The 15,964-nt window shown below is 39.7% G+C and carries 19 protein-coding genes; 18 read left to right on the top strand and 1 reads right to left on the bottom strand.

Going from position 1 to position 15,964, the window contains the following annotated elements; all coding sequences use genetic code 11:
• The first annotated feature begins 15 nt into the window (after positions 1-15).
• From CPC19_RS07380 to CPC19_RS07370, 3 genes are read left to right on the top strand one after another with little or no spacing between them, the layout of a single operon-like run.
• Positions 16-801 carry a succinate dehydrogenase iron-sulfur subunit gene (locus tag CPC19_RS07380; protein WP_015005875.1) on the top strand — a complete coding sequence of 262 codons (786 nt, stop codon included), beginning with the start codon at positions 16-18 and terminating at the stop codon, positions 799-801.
• Positions 801-1,037, top strand: coding sequence for a succinate dehydrogenase assembly factor 2 (locus CPC19_RS07375; RefSeq protein ID WP_015005876.1), 237 nt, complete (start codon positions 801-803; stop codon positions 1,035-1,037). Before CPC19_RS07380 ends, CPC19_RS07375 begins: the two co-directional genes overlap by 1 nt.
• The gene (locus CPC19_RS07370; RefSeq protein WP_016390736.1) at positions 1,012-1,458 is read left to right on the top strand and encodes a protein YgfX; all 447 of its coding nucleotides are present in this window, start codon (positions 1,012-1,014) and stop codon (positions 1,456-1,458) included. The genes CPC19_RS07375 and CPC19_RS07370 overlap by 26 nt, the downstream gene beginning before the upstream one ends.
• On the opposite strand, the gene nadB is transcribed toward CPC19_RS07370, so the two are convergent.
• Positions 1,448-3,049: an L-aspartate oxidase gene (gene nadB, locus CPC19_RS07365; protein ID WP_016390735.1), complete on the bottom strand. Its 1,602-nt coding sequence runs from the start codon at positions 3,047-3,049 to the stop codon at positions 1,448-1,450. The two genes, CPC19_RS07370 and nadB, sit on opposite strands and share 11 nt — an antisense overlap.
• 172 nt (positions 3,050-3,221) lie before the next feature.
• Here nadB and rpoE point away from each other — a divergent pair, with 172 nt between their 5' ends.
• The 15 genes from rpoE to trpA all read left to right on the top strand — a co-directional run bounded on the left by rpoE (position 3,222) and on the right by trpA (position 15,955).
• A complete protein-coding gene (gene rpoE, locus CPC19_RS07360) occupies positions 3,222-3,791 on the top strand; it encodes an RNA polymerase sigma factor RpoE (RefSeq protein ID WP_016390734.1) in 570 nt (189 codons plus the stop codon).
• Positions 3,792-3,815: 24 nt separating this feature from the next.
• Positions 3,816-4,286, top strand: coding sequence for a sigma-E factor negative regulatory protein (locus CPC19_RS07355; RefSeq protein ID WP_015005880.1), 471 nt, complete (start codon positions 3,816-3,818; stop codon positions 4,284-4,286).
• A gap of 115 nt (positions 4,287-4,401) precedes the next feature.
• Positions 4,402-4,845 carry a SoxR reducing system RseC family protein gene (locus tag CPC19_RS07350; protein ID WP_020162128.1) on the top strand — a complete coding sequence of 148 codons (444 nt, stop codon included), beginning with the start codon at positions 4,402-4,404 and terminating at the stop codon, positions 4,843-4,845.
• A 41-nt stretch (positions 4,846-4,886) separates the two neighbouring features.
• Positions 4,887-6,284: a DegQ family serine endoprotease gene (locus tag CPC19_RS07345; protein WP_015005882.1), complete on the top strand. Its 1,398-nt coding sequence runs from the start codon at positions 4,887-4,889 to the stop codon at positions 6,282-6,284.
• Positions 6,285-6,409: 125 nt separating this feature from the next.
• On the top strand, positions 6,410-8,212 hold the full coding sequence (gene lepA / locus CPC19_RS07340; RefSeq protein WP_015005883.1) for a translation elongation factor 4: 1,803 nt from the start codon (positions 6,410-6,412) through the stop codon (positions 8,210-8,212).
• Positions 8,212-8,985 (top strand): signal peptidase I, encoded by a 774-nt coding sequence (lepB, locus tag CPC19_RS07335; protein ID WP_015005884.1) that lies wholly within the window; start codon positions 8,212-8,214, stop codon positions 8,983-8,985. Before lepA ends, lepB begins: the two co-directional genes overlap by 1 nt.
• Positions 8,986-9,011: 26 nt before the next feature.
• Complete coding sequence (locus CPC19_RS07330) at positions 9,012-9,380, top strand: DUF4845 domain-containing protein (protein WP_015005885.1); 369 nt, start codon at positions 9,012-9,014, stop codon at positions 9,378-9,380.
• Between the two features lie 15 nt (positions 9,381-9,395).
• Complete coding sequence (gene rnc / locus CPC19_RS07325) at positions 9,396-10,073, top strand: ribonuclease III (protein WP_016390732.1); 678 nt, start codon at positions 9,396-9,398, stop codon at positions 10,071-10,073.
• Positions 10,070-10,972 carry a GTPase Era gene (gene era, locus CPC19_RS07320; protein WP_015005887.1) on the top strand — a complete coding sequence of 301 codons (903 nt, stop codon included), beginning with the start codon at positions 10,070-10,072 and terminating at the stop codon, positions 10,970-10,972. Before rnc ends, era begins: the two co-directional genes overlap by 4 nt.
• 43 nt (positions 10,973-11,015) lie before the next feature.
• Entirely contained in the window at positions 11,016-11,711 is a 696-nt protein-coding gene (gene recO, locus CPC19_RS07315) for a DNA repair protein RecO (protein WP_020162130.1), read from the top strand.
• Between the two features lie 17 nt (positions 11,712-11,728).
• Positions 11,729-12,469, top strand: coding sequence for a pyridoxine 5'-phosphate synthase (pdxJ, locus tag CPC19_RS07310; protein WP_016390730.1), 741 nt, complete (start codon positions 11,729-11,731; stop codon positions 12,467-12,469).
• A 10-nt stretch (positions 12,470-12,479) separates the two neighbouring features.
• A complete protein-coding gene (gene truA, locus CPC19_RS07305) occupies positions 12,480-13,289 on the top strand; it encodes a tRNA pseudouridine(38-40) synthase TruA (RefSeq protein ID WP_015005890.1) in 810 nt (269 codons plus the stop codon).
• Between the two features lie 8 nt (positions 13,290-13,297).
• Entirely contained in the window at positions 13,298-13,927 is a 630-nt protein-coding gene (locus CPC19_RS07300; protein WP_016390729.1) for a phosphoribosylanthranilate isomerase, read from the top strand.
• A gap of 7 nt (positions 13,928-13,934) precedes the next feature.
• Entirely contained in the window at positions 13,935-15,146 is a 1,212-nt protein-coding gene (trpB, locus tag CPC19_RS07295; protein ID WP_016390728.1) for a tryptophan synthase subunit beta, read from the top strand.
• Positions 15,143-15,955: a tryptophan synthase subunit alpha gene (trpA, locus tag CPC19_RS07290; RefSeq protein WP_015005893.1), complete on the top strand. Its 813-nt coding sequence runs from the start codon at positions 15,143-15,145 to the stop codon at positions 15,953-15,955. Before trpB ends, trpA begins: the two co-directional genes overlap by 4 nt.
• Positions 15,956-15,964 lie beyond the last annotated feature (9 nt).

Below are 15,964 nucleotides of genomic sequence, written 5' to 3'. Positions count from 1 at the left end.
AACGAGGATAAATAAATGGCTGAATTTACACTTCCAAAAAACTCTGTAGTACAAGAGGGTAAAACTTACCCTGCACCTGAAGGTGCTACCAATATTCAAGCAGTTGAAATTTATCGTTGGGACCCAGATAGCGGTGAAAACCCACGCGTTGATAAATACTTTCTTGACCTAGATACTTGTGGCCCAATGGTATTGGATGCAATTATCAAAATTAAAGATGAGGTTGATTCAACATTAACTTTTCGTCGTTCTTGCCGTGAAGGAATTTGTGGCTCTTGTTCGATGAATATTAATGGTAGAAATACCTTAGCCTGTACCAAAGATATTGGTGATATTGATGGGCCTATTAAAATTTACCCATTACCGCATATGCCCGTTGTAAAAGACATTGTGCCTGATCTAACGCACTTCTATGCTCAATACGCATCTATCAAACCTTGGATTCAATCAACAACACCACCTCCACCTGATAAAGAGCGCCTACAGTCAAAAGAAGACCGCGCACAACTTGATGGTTTATATGAATGTATTCTTTGTGCATGCTGTTCAACATCATGCCCAAGTTACTGGTGGAATGGTGATCGCTACCTAGGTCCAGCTATCTTGCTGCAAGCTTATCGTTGGTTAGCTGATTCGCGTGATGAAAATGCAGGTGAGCGTTTGGACGAGCTTGAAGATCCTTTCAAATTGTATCGTTGCCATACCATTATGAATTGCACTGAAACCTGTCCGAAAGGTTTGAATCCAGCAAAAGCCATCGCTGAGATTAAAAAACTATTGGTTGAACGAAAGATTGCTTAATGTCTGATAAATCAAAGCTCCTTTGGCGCTGCCGACGTGGCGTGAAGGAGCTTGATGTTCTTTTTACTCGTTTTGTAGATACCTCTTATGATGCGCTCTCAGCAGCTGAAAAAGAGGCTTTTAATAAACTACTAGAAATTGAAGACCCTGAAATATTAGGTTTCATGCTCTATGGTGATATTCCAAAGGATCAAAACGTAGCCCGTATCGTTGAAAAAATTTGTACCGACCTTTGAAATAAATATACAACCATCGAATAGAATTAGGTGGTTTGCTTATAGCGTCTTTATATTCGCACTGATGGCTTGTTGGTTAAATGCCTTGGCTTTTCCAGCCCAAGTTATGTTGAGCGTATTTGTCATATTGATGATTTCCCATACCGTTCACATTGGTGCTTTAAATGTTGCTCAAGTCAAAAAAATACGCTGTAAGGAAAATGCTGATTGGCTGATAGAGAGAAATCATGTTAAACCTCATGTGTATCGTCTTAAAGAAACCACAAGACTCTTAGGTCCGCTTATTTTTCTACATTTCCAGTCAGACACCAAGACCTTATATTTGGCATTAAGCAGTGACTCTATGACTAACGAGAAGAATAGAAAACTGCGTGTTGCGTTAAGGGTATATAAAAACCAGCTGCTAAACCCTAAGGTTTAAGGATTGTATCTTTTTTAAAGTGCTTATCATCTAGGTTAGGATAATCTCGTGTGTAATGTAAGCCACGGCTTTCCTTACGTAGAAGCGCACTATCGATAATAAGTTCTGCGGCGGTAACGAGATTCCTTAATTCGAGAAAGTCACTGGTTACATGAAATTTACCGTAATACTCTTGTATCTCTCGTTTTAATAGCTCAATACGATTTTTAGCTCGCTGTAACCGTTTGGTTGTTCGAACAATACCCACGTAATCCCACATGAACTGGCGCAATTCAGCCCAGTTATGTGAAACGACAATGGCTTCATCTGAATTAATGACTTTTGAATCGTCCCAGGCTGGGATGTTGGGCTGTTTTTTGGTGTTTTTTAAGAAACGAGTGATATCAACACTGGCCTGTTTGGCGAAAACTAAACATTCAAGAATAGAGTTGCTGGCCATTCTATTAGCACCATGTAACCCAGTGAAAGCAGTCTCTCCAATAGCATATAAACCGGTAATGTCGGTTAGTCCGTTTTTGTCAGTCATTACGCCGCCACAAGTGTAATGCGCCGCAGGAACAACAGGTAACGGTTCTTTGGTCATATCAAAACCGAAATCAAGGCACCTCTCGTGGAGCATGGGGAAATGTGATTTTGTAAACTTAGCGGTACGATGGCTAATGTCTAAGAACAAAGAAGAAACCCCTAAACGCTTCATTTCATGATCAATCGCACGGGCAACAATATCACGAGGGGCGAGTTCTGCACGTTTGTCAAAATTTGGCATAAAACGTGTGCCGTCTGGCAATAATAAAAGTCCACCTTCTCCTCTAACCGCTTCGCTGATTAAAAAAGACTTGGCTTCTGGGTGAAATAAACAAGTCGGATGAAATTGCATAAATTCCATGTTAGCGACTCTACAACCAGCGCGCCATGCCATAGCAATGCCGTCGCCAGTTGAAACATCGGGGTTGCTGGTATACAAATAAACCTTGCTCGCTCCGCCTGTTGCGAGCGTAATGCAAGGTGCTTTCATGCTAAATACGATATCTTTTTTAGCGTCCAGTACATAACAACCGATGACCCTTTTTTTACCGCTTAGGGTGTCTGTTTCTGTGACTAAATCAATAACATTATGGTGTTCAAAAATCTTAATATTCGGCTTATTAAGCACTTGTTCGTTTAGTGCAAGTTGCACCGCTTTACCCGTTGAATCATCTGCGTGAACAACACGCCTATAGGAATGACCACCTTCTTTAGTAAGGTGCAATTGACTGTTTGATTGCGTGCTCTTATGAGTGGAAAACGCGACATTATTCTTCATGAGCCAATCAATACTGCTTTTACCGTTTGATACCACTAATTCAACAACATCGTCATGGCATAAGCCAGCACCAGCACGCATGGTATCTAGGCGGTGAGATTCTAATGAGTCAGCGCTGTCTAAAACGGCTGAGATGCCACCTTGGGCATAATAAGTACTGCCTTCAGACATATTTAGTTTTGAAAGAATAGCAACTTGAAGGTGGTCAGGTAATGAAAGGGCAAGTCCTAGACCAGCGGCACCGCTACCTATAATGATAACGTCATAAGAAAGTGAATGATCAGGCATATTAATTTATTTGATTAGACTTACTCTTAAGGGTCATAATGGAAAAACTTTGTTACTTTACACGGAATAATTAATAAATTGCTTTTTTCTTCTAAACAATTGAACTCCTTCTTAATACGACTGTCTTTAGGGCAAGCGTTAGAGTTATCTGTACAAGTTTATGTGAGCAGGTATGTCTGACCAAGATGATCAGCAATTAATCGCGCTTGTTAAAGAGGGTGATAAGAAGGCGTTTGATAGATTAGTTATTAAATATCAGCAGCGTATTATTCAATTGGTGAGCAGGTATATTAGTGATGCAAGTGAGGCTCAGGATGTGGCGCAAGAAGCATTTATTAAAACGTATAAAGCCTTGCCGAATTTTAGGGGAGATAGTGCTTTTTATACATGGTTATATCGTATTGCCGTTAACACAGCTAAAAATCACCTTGTTTCTAGAGCACGAAAATCTTCTGATCATACGGTGGATGTCAATGATGCAGAAAATTTTGAAGGCGCTTTTCAACTTAAAGAAGGCGACACGCCTGAACACCTGTTACTTAGTGAAGAGATTAGAAACACTATTCAACAGGCCATTAACGACCTGCCAGACGAATTGAGAAATGCGATCAGCTACCGAGAACTAGATGGAATGAGTTATGAAGAAATTGCACAAAAGATGAAGTGTCCGGTTGGTACAGTTAGGTCACGCATATTTAGGGCTCGTGAAGCCGTGGATAAAATACTAAAACCATTGCTCTAATTAGGTTATTGATTAGGAAAAAAAATGAATGACACGCATAAACAACAACTCTCATCGCTGCTTGATAATGAATTAAGTAATTATGAGATGAAAGAGTTATTAGCCGAAATACAAAGTGATCACGAGCTCAATCAAACCTTAGATCGTTATGCACTTATTAGAGAAGTATTAAGTGAAGAACCAGATGTTCATCAACAATCATTTTTAAAGCAAGTTCAGGCGGCAATTGTTGCGGAGCCAACAGTTTTAGCCCCCCAACGTAATAAATCAGACAGCAAAACATATATAACGGCAGCCATAGCGGCCTCAGTGGCCATTTTCGCAGTCATTGTTTTTAATATAAATAATGTGCCCTCCGTGTCCCCACAACAACAATCTATTGCATCACTTGACCCTCAAAAGGAAGAACATTTAGCCCTAGAAGAGCCCGTTGATGATGAGTTAATAGTTAATGAAAATACATTACGTCCTCAGTTAGTTACCTTTGGACGGTAATTGATTAACTCTCCGGTTTATCGGAATAACGTGGTGAATAATTTGCTGTTTAATAACAGGTTTCAGTATTTTTAGTAAAAGCACTTAAAACTAATATAACCAAGTGGAAATAGATGTGATTGAAGAAATAGCCGTCGTACAATCGGTAGACCATTCATGGGTTAGTGTTGAAACCACTCAAAGCTCTTCATGCCAAAGTTGCAAAGAAGCGTCTTCCTGCTCGACTTCAACGTTATCAAAATTTTTTGGGTCCAAAAAAATTCAACTTAAAATGCAATCAACGTTACCACTAAAAGAGGGTGATGAAGTTGTTATTGGTATTAGCGAAAAAGTGTTTTTGGGATTAACCGGTTTAATATATTTTGTACCCTTATGTGCGCTATTTCTCTTTGCAATAGTAGGCCAATACCTAACCGAACAATTCAATTTAAATAATGAATTATTAACTATCGTTCTAGCACTTATTGGTTTTGCTGGTTGCTATCAATTTATTAAAAAATTAATTGAGAGCTTTTTTGAAGTACAGAAAATTAACCCAGTAATCTTGAAAAAAATTTAATGCTCCCCATTTATTTTGAATCGTTATAAAAAGGAAAACTTATGTATACACGTTTGAGCCGAAGTATTTTTTTTATAGTTATGTTATCGGGGTTGTTTACGAATGCTGTAGCTAATGGTTTGCCTGACTTCACGGACCTAGTAGAGAAAAATAATAAAGCCGTTGTAAATATCAGCACAACGCAAAAAGCGCAACAGCACAGTGTCTTGCCTGAAGGTTTCGAGTTTCCAGAAAACCAGCCTTATAGTGATTTGTTAAAACATTTTTTTGGTGGCCAAGGGCAAAGGCCACGCCAACGCGAGTCTCGTTCATTAGGGTCAGGGTTTATTATTTCAAATGATGGGTTTTTGTTAACCAATCACCATGTTGTTAAAAATGCAGATGAGATTTTCGTTAGGCTTCAGGACCGTAGAGAGCTTAAAGCCGAATTGATTGGTAGTGATGAGCGTACCGACGTTGCGTTACTAAAAGTAGATGCTAAAGACCTCCCTGTTGTGAAATTAGGTTCATCTAAATCACTTAAAGTAGGGGAGTGGGTATTTGCGATAGGCTCACCCTTTGGTTTTGATAGCTCAGTGACGGCGGGAATTGTTAGTGCTAAGGGTCGAAGTTTACCTAAAGAGAATTACGTGCCTTTTATTCAAACGGATGTCGCGATTAACCCCGGCAATTCTGGTGGCCCCTTATTTAATCTAGAGGGCGAAGTGGTTGGTATCAACTCACAAATTTATAGTCGCTCTGGTGGCTTTATGGGTTTATCATTTGCAATTCCGATTGATGTTGCGCTAAATGTAAGTAACCAATTGAAGGAATCTGGTCATGTTATTCGCGGCTGGCTAGGTGTTCGTATTCAGGATGTTACTCGTGAACTAGCAGAATCCTTTGAGATGGATAAACCTCAAGGTGCCTTAGTGGCTCAAATTGTTCCTGATAGCCCAGCAGAAAAAGCAGGCATTCAAGTCGGCGACGTTATCATAAGTTTTAACGGTGAAAGTATAAGTCGCTCATCCTCTTTACCTCCTTTAGTAGGTGCCGCTAATATCAAAAATAAGGCTCGAGTAACCGTTATTCGCAATAAGAAAACTAAAGTGCTTACGGTCACGCTAGAAAATTTACCAGAAGATGAACAAGCATCAGCTACCGATGTAATTGAGTCAAAGGGTAATAGTATTCTTGGCATGTCTATAAAAAACTTAACAAAACAGATGCGTGATGAGCTAGGAATTAAGCAATACGGTGTTCTTGTTGCCTCTGTTGATAATGGGAATGCATCAAATGCGGGTATTCGTGCCGGTGATATTATTATGCAACTTGATGGCCAGTCAGTTAAAAATACCCAGCACATGAAAAAGTTGGCTTCTAAAATAAAAGAAGGAAAGTTTATTTCTGTGTTAATAAATCGACAAGGGAACCCAATTTTCCTCGCATTGAAAAAATAATAGGTACAATACACGCTATAAAATTAAACGCCTCTTTTGAGGCGTTTTTAACTATGTGAATCGGATGATTTATATACGATTTAGCCTACATTTACGGTCTATGACCCCGATTGACGAGTAAAAACGTGCCTGATATTAGCTTAACAAGAAATTTTTCTATCATTGCCCATATTGATCATGGGAAATCTACTCTTGCAGATCGCTTAATCCATATATGTGGAGGTTTGAGTGAACGTGAAATGGAGGAGCAAGTCCTTGATTCAATGGATATTGAACGTGAACGTGGTATTACCATTAAAGCGCAAAGTGTTACCTTGCATTACAAAGCAAACGATGGAATAACCTATCGATTGAATTTTATTGATACACCTGGTCATGTAGACTTTTCATATGAAGTATCACGTTCTTTAGCAGCCTGTGAAGGAGCTTTATTGGTGGTTGATGCCGCGCAAGGAGTTGAGGCGCAAAGTGTAGCGAATTGTTATACCGCTATTGATTTAGGGCTAGAAGTTCTACCGGTACTAAATAAGATAGATTTACCCTCTGCAGAGCCTGAACGTGTTGCAGAAGAAGTAGAAGAAATTATAGGTATTGAAGCAATTGATGCGCCTCAAATTAGTGCTAAAACTGGATTGGGTGTTGAATTGGTTTTAGAAGATATTGTAAAGAATGTGCCTGCGCCTAAGGGGGATCCTGATGCCCCTTTACAAGCGTTAATTATTGATTCTTGGTTTGATAATTACCTGGGTGTTGTCTCTTTGATTCGTGTTGTTAATGGCACGATAAAAAAGAAACAGAAAATCAAAATGATGTCTTCAAATAATATTCATTTAGTCGATCAAGTTGGTGTTTTTACGCCCAAAAGGGAGGTGCTTGATGCACTGTACCCTGGTGATGTGGGGTTTATGGTTGCTGGCATTAAAGATATTTATGGGGCTCCAGTTGGTGACACGATCACCTTTTCGAGCCAGCCTGCGGAAAACTCATTGCCGGGTTTTAAAAAGGTTCAAGCACGTGTGTTTGCCGGCTTGTTCCCTTCAAGTTCTAATGATTATGAGAACCTTCGAGAAGCATTAAATAAATTAAAGCTTAATGATGCCTCTTTAAATTATGAACCAGAAACGTCTGATGCACTGGGTTTTGGGTTTCGCTGTGGTTTCTTAGGTATGCTGCATATGGAAATCATTCAAGAACGTCTTGAACGTGAATATGACTTGGACCTAATAACTACCGCACCAACGGTTGTTTATGAAGTGCTATTACATAACGGCGATATTATTGAGGTAGATAACCCAGCAAAGCTGCCTGATATTTCAACAATTGCTGAAATTCGTGAGCCGATAATTGAAGCCCATATACTGGTTCCTCAAGAGTATTTAGGAAATGTGATTACGTTATGTATTGATAAACGTGGCGTACAAACAAAAATGCAATACATGGGCAAACAAGTGTCATTAAGCTATGAGATGCCTATGAGTGAAGTGGTATTAGACTTTTTTGATCGTTTAAAATCTGTTAGTCGCGGATATGCATCGTTTGAATATGAGTTTAGACGTTTTCAAGCTGAGCCCTTAGTAAAATTGGACGTGCTTATTAATGGCGACAGGGTCGATGCCTTATCCCTAATTGTACATCGAGATATTAGCCAAGGGCGTGGCCGCGAGTTGGTTGAAAAAATGAAAGACCTTATTCCAAGGCAGATGTTTGAAATTGCCATTCAAGCCGCTATTGGTGCGAAAATTATTGCACGCTCCTCAGTCAAAGCACTTAGAAAAAATGTGACGGCTAAATGCTATGGTGGTGATGTTTCTCGTAAACGTAAACTATTAGAAAAGCAAAAAGCCGGGAAAAAACGTATGAAACAAGTTGGTAATGTTGATATTCCACAAGATGCCTTTCTTGCGGTGCTTAAACTAGGAAGTGACTAATGCATTTTGACTTTTCTGCCGCACTAACACTCGCCACCTTTATAACTGGGTTTATTGCCGCTATTTATTGGCTTATAAAACGGTTGAAAAAAAGCCAAACCGCCCGTAAAGAGCCACTGATTGTTGAGTATTCAAAATCATTTTTCCCAGTGCTTTTATTCGTTTTGGTTTTGCGCTCGTTTATTGTAGAGCCATTTAGAATCCCCTCCAGCTCGATGATGCCAACATTACTAATAGGTGACTTTATTTTGGTTAACAAGTTTTCCTACGGCATACGGTTGCCTGTTGTTGATACAAAAATAATTGATATCGGAAAGCCAGAACGAGGTGACATTATGGTTTTTCGTTACCCCCAAAACCCCTCATTAGATTACATTAAACGCGTGATTGCCTTACCTGGTGATAAAGTCGGCTATTTCGATAAACATATTTTTATTAATGGTGAGAAAATAATACAAAAACCCTTAGGTCTGTACAAAGGTGTTGGCCAAGGGGAGAATATGACAGGTGCCTTATTGCAGCATGAGCAACTACAAGCGAAAGAACACGAGATACTTATTATGCAACAACGTCCGTCAGTTGAAGGTGAAATAATAGTGCCTGATGGACATTACTTCATGATGGGAGATAACCGTGATAACAGTAATGATAGTCGATACTGGGGTACGGTCCCTGAAGAAAATATAGTCGGTAAAGCGTTTATGATTTGGATGAACTGGGATGCTGATAATAAAGGTGTCGATTGGTCAAGATTAGGTTCAATAATACAGTAGGATTAATTATAAAAAGGAAATATGGTATGAATTCATCAAAGCAAAAAGGGTTTACTCTTGTCGGGTTAATTTTAGTTTTCGGCTTAATAGGCATTATTACATTAAGTGTTTTGAAGGTATTCCCTGTTTATATGGAACACCTTGCTGTTAAAAAGGCAATGGAAGCGATCGAGATGGATCAAGACTTAAGTAAAATGAGTGTTGGGCAGATAAGGGGCTTGTTTCAGAAAAAACTGGATATGAATCAGGTGAACAGTATTAACGCCAAAAACGCCAAAATCAACCGTTCTCTTAGCGACATTACGATGAAAGTTGACTATGAGGTTCGTAAAGACTATATCGGCAATGTTGATTTAATCCTCTCATTTAGTGATGAGTTTGAAGTACCTATTTAAAGTAAATTAGATGATATGTTGAGCTTTGATGCTAGCAGGCTGCAAAAAAAAATAAATACAATATTTGATGATCATGCTTTACTCGAACAGGCATTAACGCATCGAAGTATTAGTAAAAATAATAATGAGCGTTTAGAGTTTTTAGGCGATGCTATTTTAGGGTTTATTATTGCCGATGCAATCTATGAGAAATTTCCTGCGGCTGATGAAGGCGTGATGAGTCGGCTTCGTGCGCATTTGGTTAATGGAGAATCGTTAGCAAATATTGCTAAAATGCTGCAGTTAAGCGATGAATTGGTACTGGGGCCGGGCGAGATGAAAAGTGGTGGTAAACACCGAGCTTCGATTCTTTCTGATGCTGTTGAAGCATTAATAGGTGCCATGTATAAAGATAAAGGGCTCAACGAAACGAGATCTTGGGTGTTGACGATATTCAAAACACAATTAGATTCATTAAGTTTAGATACCGCTTCAAAAGATCCAAAAACTCAATTACAAGAATATCTACAAGCGCGTGGTATAGCGGTACCTCGCTATAATGTAATCTCAACCACAGGACTGGATCATAATCAGCAATTTAAAGTTGAGTGCCAGGTTGACGGTGTGGAAGAAGTGGTATGCGCAACAGCTAGCTCTCGGAAAAAAGCCGAGCAAAAGGCTGCATCAAAAATTTTAGAGGGTTTATTATCATGACAAAAAAATCATTCAAAAGTGGTTTTGTTGCCCTTATAGGTGCACCAAATGCAGGTAAATCAACCCTTTTAAATAATATATTAGGGCAAAAGATCAGCATTACTTCTAGACGACCACAAACGACGCGTCATCGGATATTAGGCATTAAAACAACGGAAGCATCGCAAGTTGTGTATGTTGATACGCCAGGTATGCATTTAGGTGGTAAAAGGGCGTTAAATAAATACTTAAACAAAACCGCAGACACCAGCCTAATGGGGGTTGATGTGATTGTTTGGGTTAAAGATGATATGCAATGGGATGCTATTGATATCTCTATTCTTGAGAAGTTAAAAAACGAAGGAGCACCTGTCGTTTTAGCGATTAATAAAATTGATAAGGTTGCTGACAAAGAAAGCTTATTGCCATTTATTCAGAAAATTAGCCTCGAACACGATTTTCAGTCGATTATCCCTATTTCTGCTTTAACAGGTAAACAATTAGGTGAGTTTGAACAGTTGCTTCTAACGTTACTTCCTGAGGGTGAGTTGATGTTTCCGGAAGATCAAGTAACCGATAGCTCTGAACGATTTATGGCAACAGAAATTATTCGAGAAAAGCTTATACGTCGTCTAGGGCAAGAAATTCCTCATTCATTAAGCATTAGTATTGATCAATACAAAGTGGAAGAAAAAATAACCCGTATTCATGCTGTTATTTGGGTGGAAAGGGATGGGCAAAAGAATATAGTCATAGGCGATAAAGGCGTAGGGCTTAAAGAGGTTGGTACGCAGGCCCGTCTGGATATTGAGAAAATGCTCGAATCAAAGGTTTATTTGAATTTATGGGTAAAGGTTAAGAAAAACTGGTCGGACAATGAACGAGAATTGATCAGTTTAGGGTATCGGGGTATCGAATAACTGACTATATAAGGAACAGCGTTAATTCGTTTACACAAATGCGATGAATAGAGTGGAGCATCAGACGGGCTTTATTTTAAAAAGTCAGGGGTTTAAGGAAAACAGTTCAATTCATCAAGTGTTTACGCGCGATTATGGTGTTTTGTCGATTCTTTCCAAAGGCTCAAAAAAAAATAATTCTAAATACGGTTCTTTGTTGCAAGCCTTTCGAGCATTATCGCTGTCTTGGATCGGTAAGAGTGATCTTAAAACGCTTATCTCTATCGAGGACCCTGAAAATATACCTCAATTGAAAGGAGCTGCTTTGTATTGTGGCTTTTATGTTAATGAATTAATTCTATGTTTACTTCATAAACACGATGCGCACCCTTATTTATTTGATGCATATAGAGACGTTATTGTTTTGCTGTCAAAGGGCCTATCGCTGGAAGTACACCTGAGAGAGTTTGAAAAAAAGTTATTTGACGGAATCGGCTATGGGCTCATGCTGGAATATGACAGTGAATATCAACGACCGATAGACCCTAGTAAATATTACATCTATCATCCAGGGCAGGGGCCTCGGTTGACTAATAATGAAAATCATCCTGATACCGTTCTTGGTAGTACTCTAATTAACCTTAACAATAATAACCTACAAGGCAAAACAGAGCTAAAGCAAGCAAAACGTCTTATGCGACGGTTAATCGATAACCAGTTGGATGGTAAAATACTTAAAAGTCGCGATTTGTTCGCTTAATTTTCTACTTTATTACTATGCATAAAAATTCTCTCTTTTTAGGTGTTAATATTGACCACGTTGCCACATTAAGAAATGCACGAGGCACAGACTACCCGTCCCCACTTGATGCCGCCTTTATCGCTGAGCGAGCTGGCGCCGATGGCATCACTATTCATTTACGAGAGGATCGCCGCCATATTAGAGATCAAGATGTATACGACATCGCGTCCAATATACACACTCGGTTAAATTTAGAGCTGGCTATTACCGATGAGATGATTGATATTGCTTGTAGAACAAAGCCAGCGTCTTGTTGTTTGGTGCCTGAAAAACGTGAAGAATTAACCACGGAAGGTGGCTTAGATGTTTCTGGGAACTTTGAGCGATTAAGACAAGCTTGTTTATCACTATCATCAGCTGGCATTTTGATCTCCCCTTTTATCGACCCAGATAAAGAACAAATAGATGCTGTAAAAGAAACGGGTGCCTCGATGCTTGAATTGCATACCGGTTGCTACGCAGATGCAAAATCATTATCCGAGCAAGAAGCAGAATATAACAGAATTGTAACGGCTGCTAATTATGCCGATAGTTTGGGTTTGCAAGTTAATGCGGGCCATGGTTTGCATTATCATAATGTAGAACCCATTGCTAAAATTCCAGAAATTGTAGAGCTTAATATTGGTCACTCAATTATTTCAAGGGCGCTAATAACGGGACTTGAGTTAGCCGTACGTGATATGAAAACATTGATGCATAACGCACGTGTTAACTAGGCTGTATTAAATGATGAAATTTGCTGTTGGGGTTGAGTATGATGGAAGTTGCTACCATGGTTGGCAACGGCAAAAAAACACTCCTCAGACGGTTCAAGAGAAACTAGAGTCTGCCTTGTCTGTGCTTGCATCGAGTCCTGTATCTGTTGTTTGTGCAGGGCGGACCGATGCTGGCGTGCATGCTTTAGAGCAAGTTGTACACTTTGAAACCAGTAAGCAACGAGAATTACATCAATGGGTATTTGGTACAAATGCTAATTTACCCGACGATATTCGTGTTGTGTGGATTAAACCGGTTACGGAAGATTTTCATGCTCGTTTTTCAGCGGCTGCGCGTTACTACCGGTACGAGATTTTAAATCGTTGGGTAAAATCTGCCTTAAGTCGACATCATGTCACCACTATTTTTAACCCCTTAGATGAAAACTTAATGCAGAAAGGGGCTAATTATTTATTGGGTACTCATGATTTTACTTCATTTCGTGCACAAGCTTGCCAAGCAAAATCTCCGGTTAAACATATTCATTCGATTGTTATTAAACGTATCGATGATAAAATCATCATCGATATCATCGCCAATGCTTTTTTACATCATATGGTGCGAAATATAGTTGGCACCTTATTACCTGTTGGGACAGGGGAGCGACCTCCCGAATTCGTACATCATGCACTGAAGGCTAAAGATCGTCGACAGGCAGGCGTAACTGCTTTGCCTAATGGTTTGTATTTTAAAGGCGTGTACTACCCTGAAGCGTTCGGTTTAGATAATCTTGAGGCGTTTTCACCTTTTAGTGATGCCATTGAAAAAAAACAGAGCTAAGTAAAAAAATGCCATTTAGAACACGTGTGAAAATTTGTGGAATTACTCGGCCTGATGATGCCTATGCAGCGATAGAAAATGGTGCAGATGCGTTAGGTTTTGTCTTTTATGATAAAAGTCCAAGAAGTATAGAAATACAAAAAGCTGAAATTCTATTTTCTAATATATCGCCATTTATCAATAAGGTAGTGCTTTTTGTTAACCCAGATTATGATTATGTTAATCACGTCTTAAGTAAACTTCCGGTTGACCTTCTTCAATTTCATGGTGATGAAGATGAAGTATTCTGCTCATCTTTTAACAAGCCCTATTTAAAAGCGATTAGAATGCGTAACAGCATAAATTTAGATGAGGTAGCTGATACTTATCACTCAGCATCTGGGTTATTGCTTGACGCTTTTGACAGCAGCCAATACGGTGGTACTGGACAAACATTCGATTGGGATCTAATACCAAAAAAATGTAAATTACCTATCGTATTAGCCGGTGGGCTTAATCCGAGTAATGTCTCTAAAGCCATACAGAATACTAACGTATTTGCCGTAGATGTTAGTAGTGGGGTTGAAAAAAGCAAAGGGGTCAAAGACCACCAATTAATAAAACAATTTATGCAAGAGGTTAAACGTGCCAACGAGTGACAAAAAAATGCAAGCAGCTGTAACACATTATGACTTACCTGATGAACGTGGTCACTTTGGCCCTTACGGGGGGCTGTTTGTTGGTGAAACACTAATGGAATCGATTGAAGAGTTGAATGAGGCATATGCTAAATTTATGCAAGACCCCGATTTTCTTGCAGAATTGGATGCTGATTTGCATGACTATGTCGGTCGTCCATCTCCTATCTATCATGCAAAACGCTTAAGTGAAGAAAATGGTGGTGCGCAAATTTATCTTAAACGAGAAGATTTAAACCACACCGGCGCGCATAAAATAAACAATACAATTGGCCAAGCGTTATTAGCTAAACGCATGGGTAAAACACGAATAATTGCAGAAACAGGTGCTGGTCAACATGGTGTTGCGACGGCAACTGTAGCTGCACGGCTAGGCCTTGAGTGTGTTGTTTACATGGGCGCTGAAGACATTCAGCGTCAATCACCTAATGTATATCGTATGAAATTGCTAGGTGCCAAAGTGGTGCCAGTTACTTCTGGATCACAAACGCTTAAAGATGCTCTAAACGAAGCGCTTAGGGACTGGGTAACCAATATAGATGATACGTATTATATTATCGGCACAGTAGCCGGGCCGCACCCTTATCCTGCAATGGTCAGAGACTTTCAAACGGTTATTGGGCGTGAATCTCGTGAGCAAATGATTGCTAAAACGGGCCACTTACCCAATGCGCTAGTGGCCTGTGTTGGTGGTGGTTCTAATGCCATCGGGCTTTTTCACCCATTTATAGAAGATCAATCAGTCTCTATTTATGGCGTAGAAGCGGCTGGTTTAGGTGTTGAAACAGGGCAGCACTCAGCGCCTTTATGTGCAGGTAAACCAGGTGTGCTGCATGGGAACAGAACGTATTTGATGGCCGATGACAACGGTGAAATTATTGAAACGCATTCTATTTCTGCTGGTCTTGATTACCCTGGAGTAGGGCCAGAGCATTCCTGGTTAAAGGATATAGGGCGTGCAGAATATGTCAGTATTAAAGATGATGAGGCGTTAGCGGCTTTTCATCAATTAACCCGAGTAGAAGGTATTATTCCTGCGCTGGAATCTAGCCATGCAGTTGCTTATGCGACCAAACTAGCGAAAAAAATGAACAAAGATGAAACCATTTTAGTGTGCCTATCGGGTCGAGGAGACAAAGATATATTTACTATTGCGAAACTTGAAGGTATTGAACTATGAGTCGTTTAGACAAGTGCTTTAAAGGACTCGAAGGTGCCAAGCAAAAAGCTTTAATTCCCTTTATTACTGCGGGTGATCCAGATGCTGATTTTACTCTATCTTGCATGCATAACATGGTTAAAGCTGGAGCCAGCATTATTGAACTAGGCGTTCCTTTTTCTGACCCGATGGCCGATGGCCCTGTTATTCAACAAGCCAGTGAAAGGGCGTTGGCAAAAGGAATGTCTTTAAAAGGGGTTATAGAGATTGTTCGGGCATTTCGAGAAACTGATCAAGTAACACCGGTTATTTTAATGGGCTATTTAAATCCGATTGAATTTATGGGTTATGAAACCTTTGCCAGTACTGCTGCGAAAGCTGGTGTTGACGGCGTGTTAACTGTTGATATTCCTCCTGAAGAAAGCTCCGATTTAATAGCAGCGTTTAAACAGCATGGTTTAGCGCCTATATTCCTCTTATCACCAACCAGTAATGAGAGTCGTATCAAAAAGGTGTCAGCTGTTGCGCAAGGTTATATTTATTATGTGTCTTTGAAAGGCGTAACCGGTGCGGGGCACCTTCAACTAGACGACATTAAAACAAAAATACAAAATATCAAACAATACACATCATTGCCTATAGCCATTGGTTTTGGTGTTAAAAATGCCGATATCGCCGCGAATATTGCTAAAATAGGTGATGCTGTCGTGGTGGGGAGTGCGTTGATTAACTGCATTACCGATCACTCTGAGAATCAATCGAAAGGGCAACAAGCCATTTCTGGTTTATTAAGTGAAATGCGAACGGCGATGGACGCTGTCACAAAATAATTATAAAGG

Source organism: Cycloclasticus sp. PY97N (assembly GCF_002443175.1).
Lineage (GTDB): Bacteria > Pseudomonadota > Gammaproteobacteria > Methylococcales > Cycloclasticaceae > Cycloclasticus > Cycloclasticus pugetii.
The sequence above is the reverse complement of the archived record's forward strand: the minus strand, read 5'-3'. Positions and strand labels throughout refer to the sequence as shown.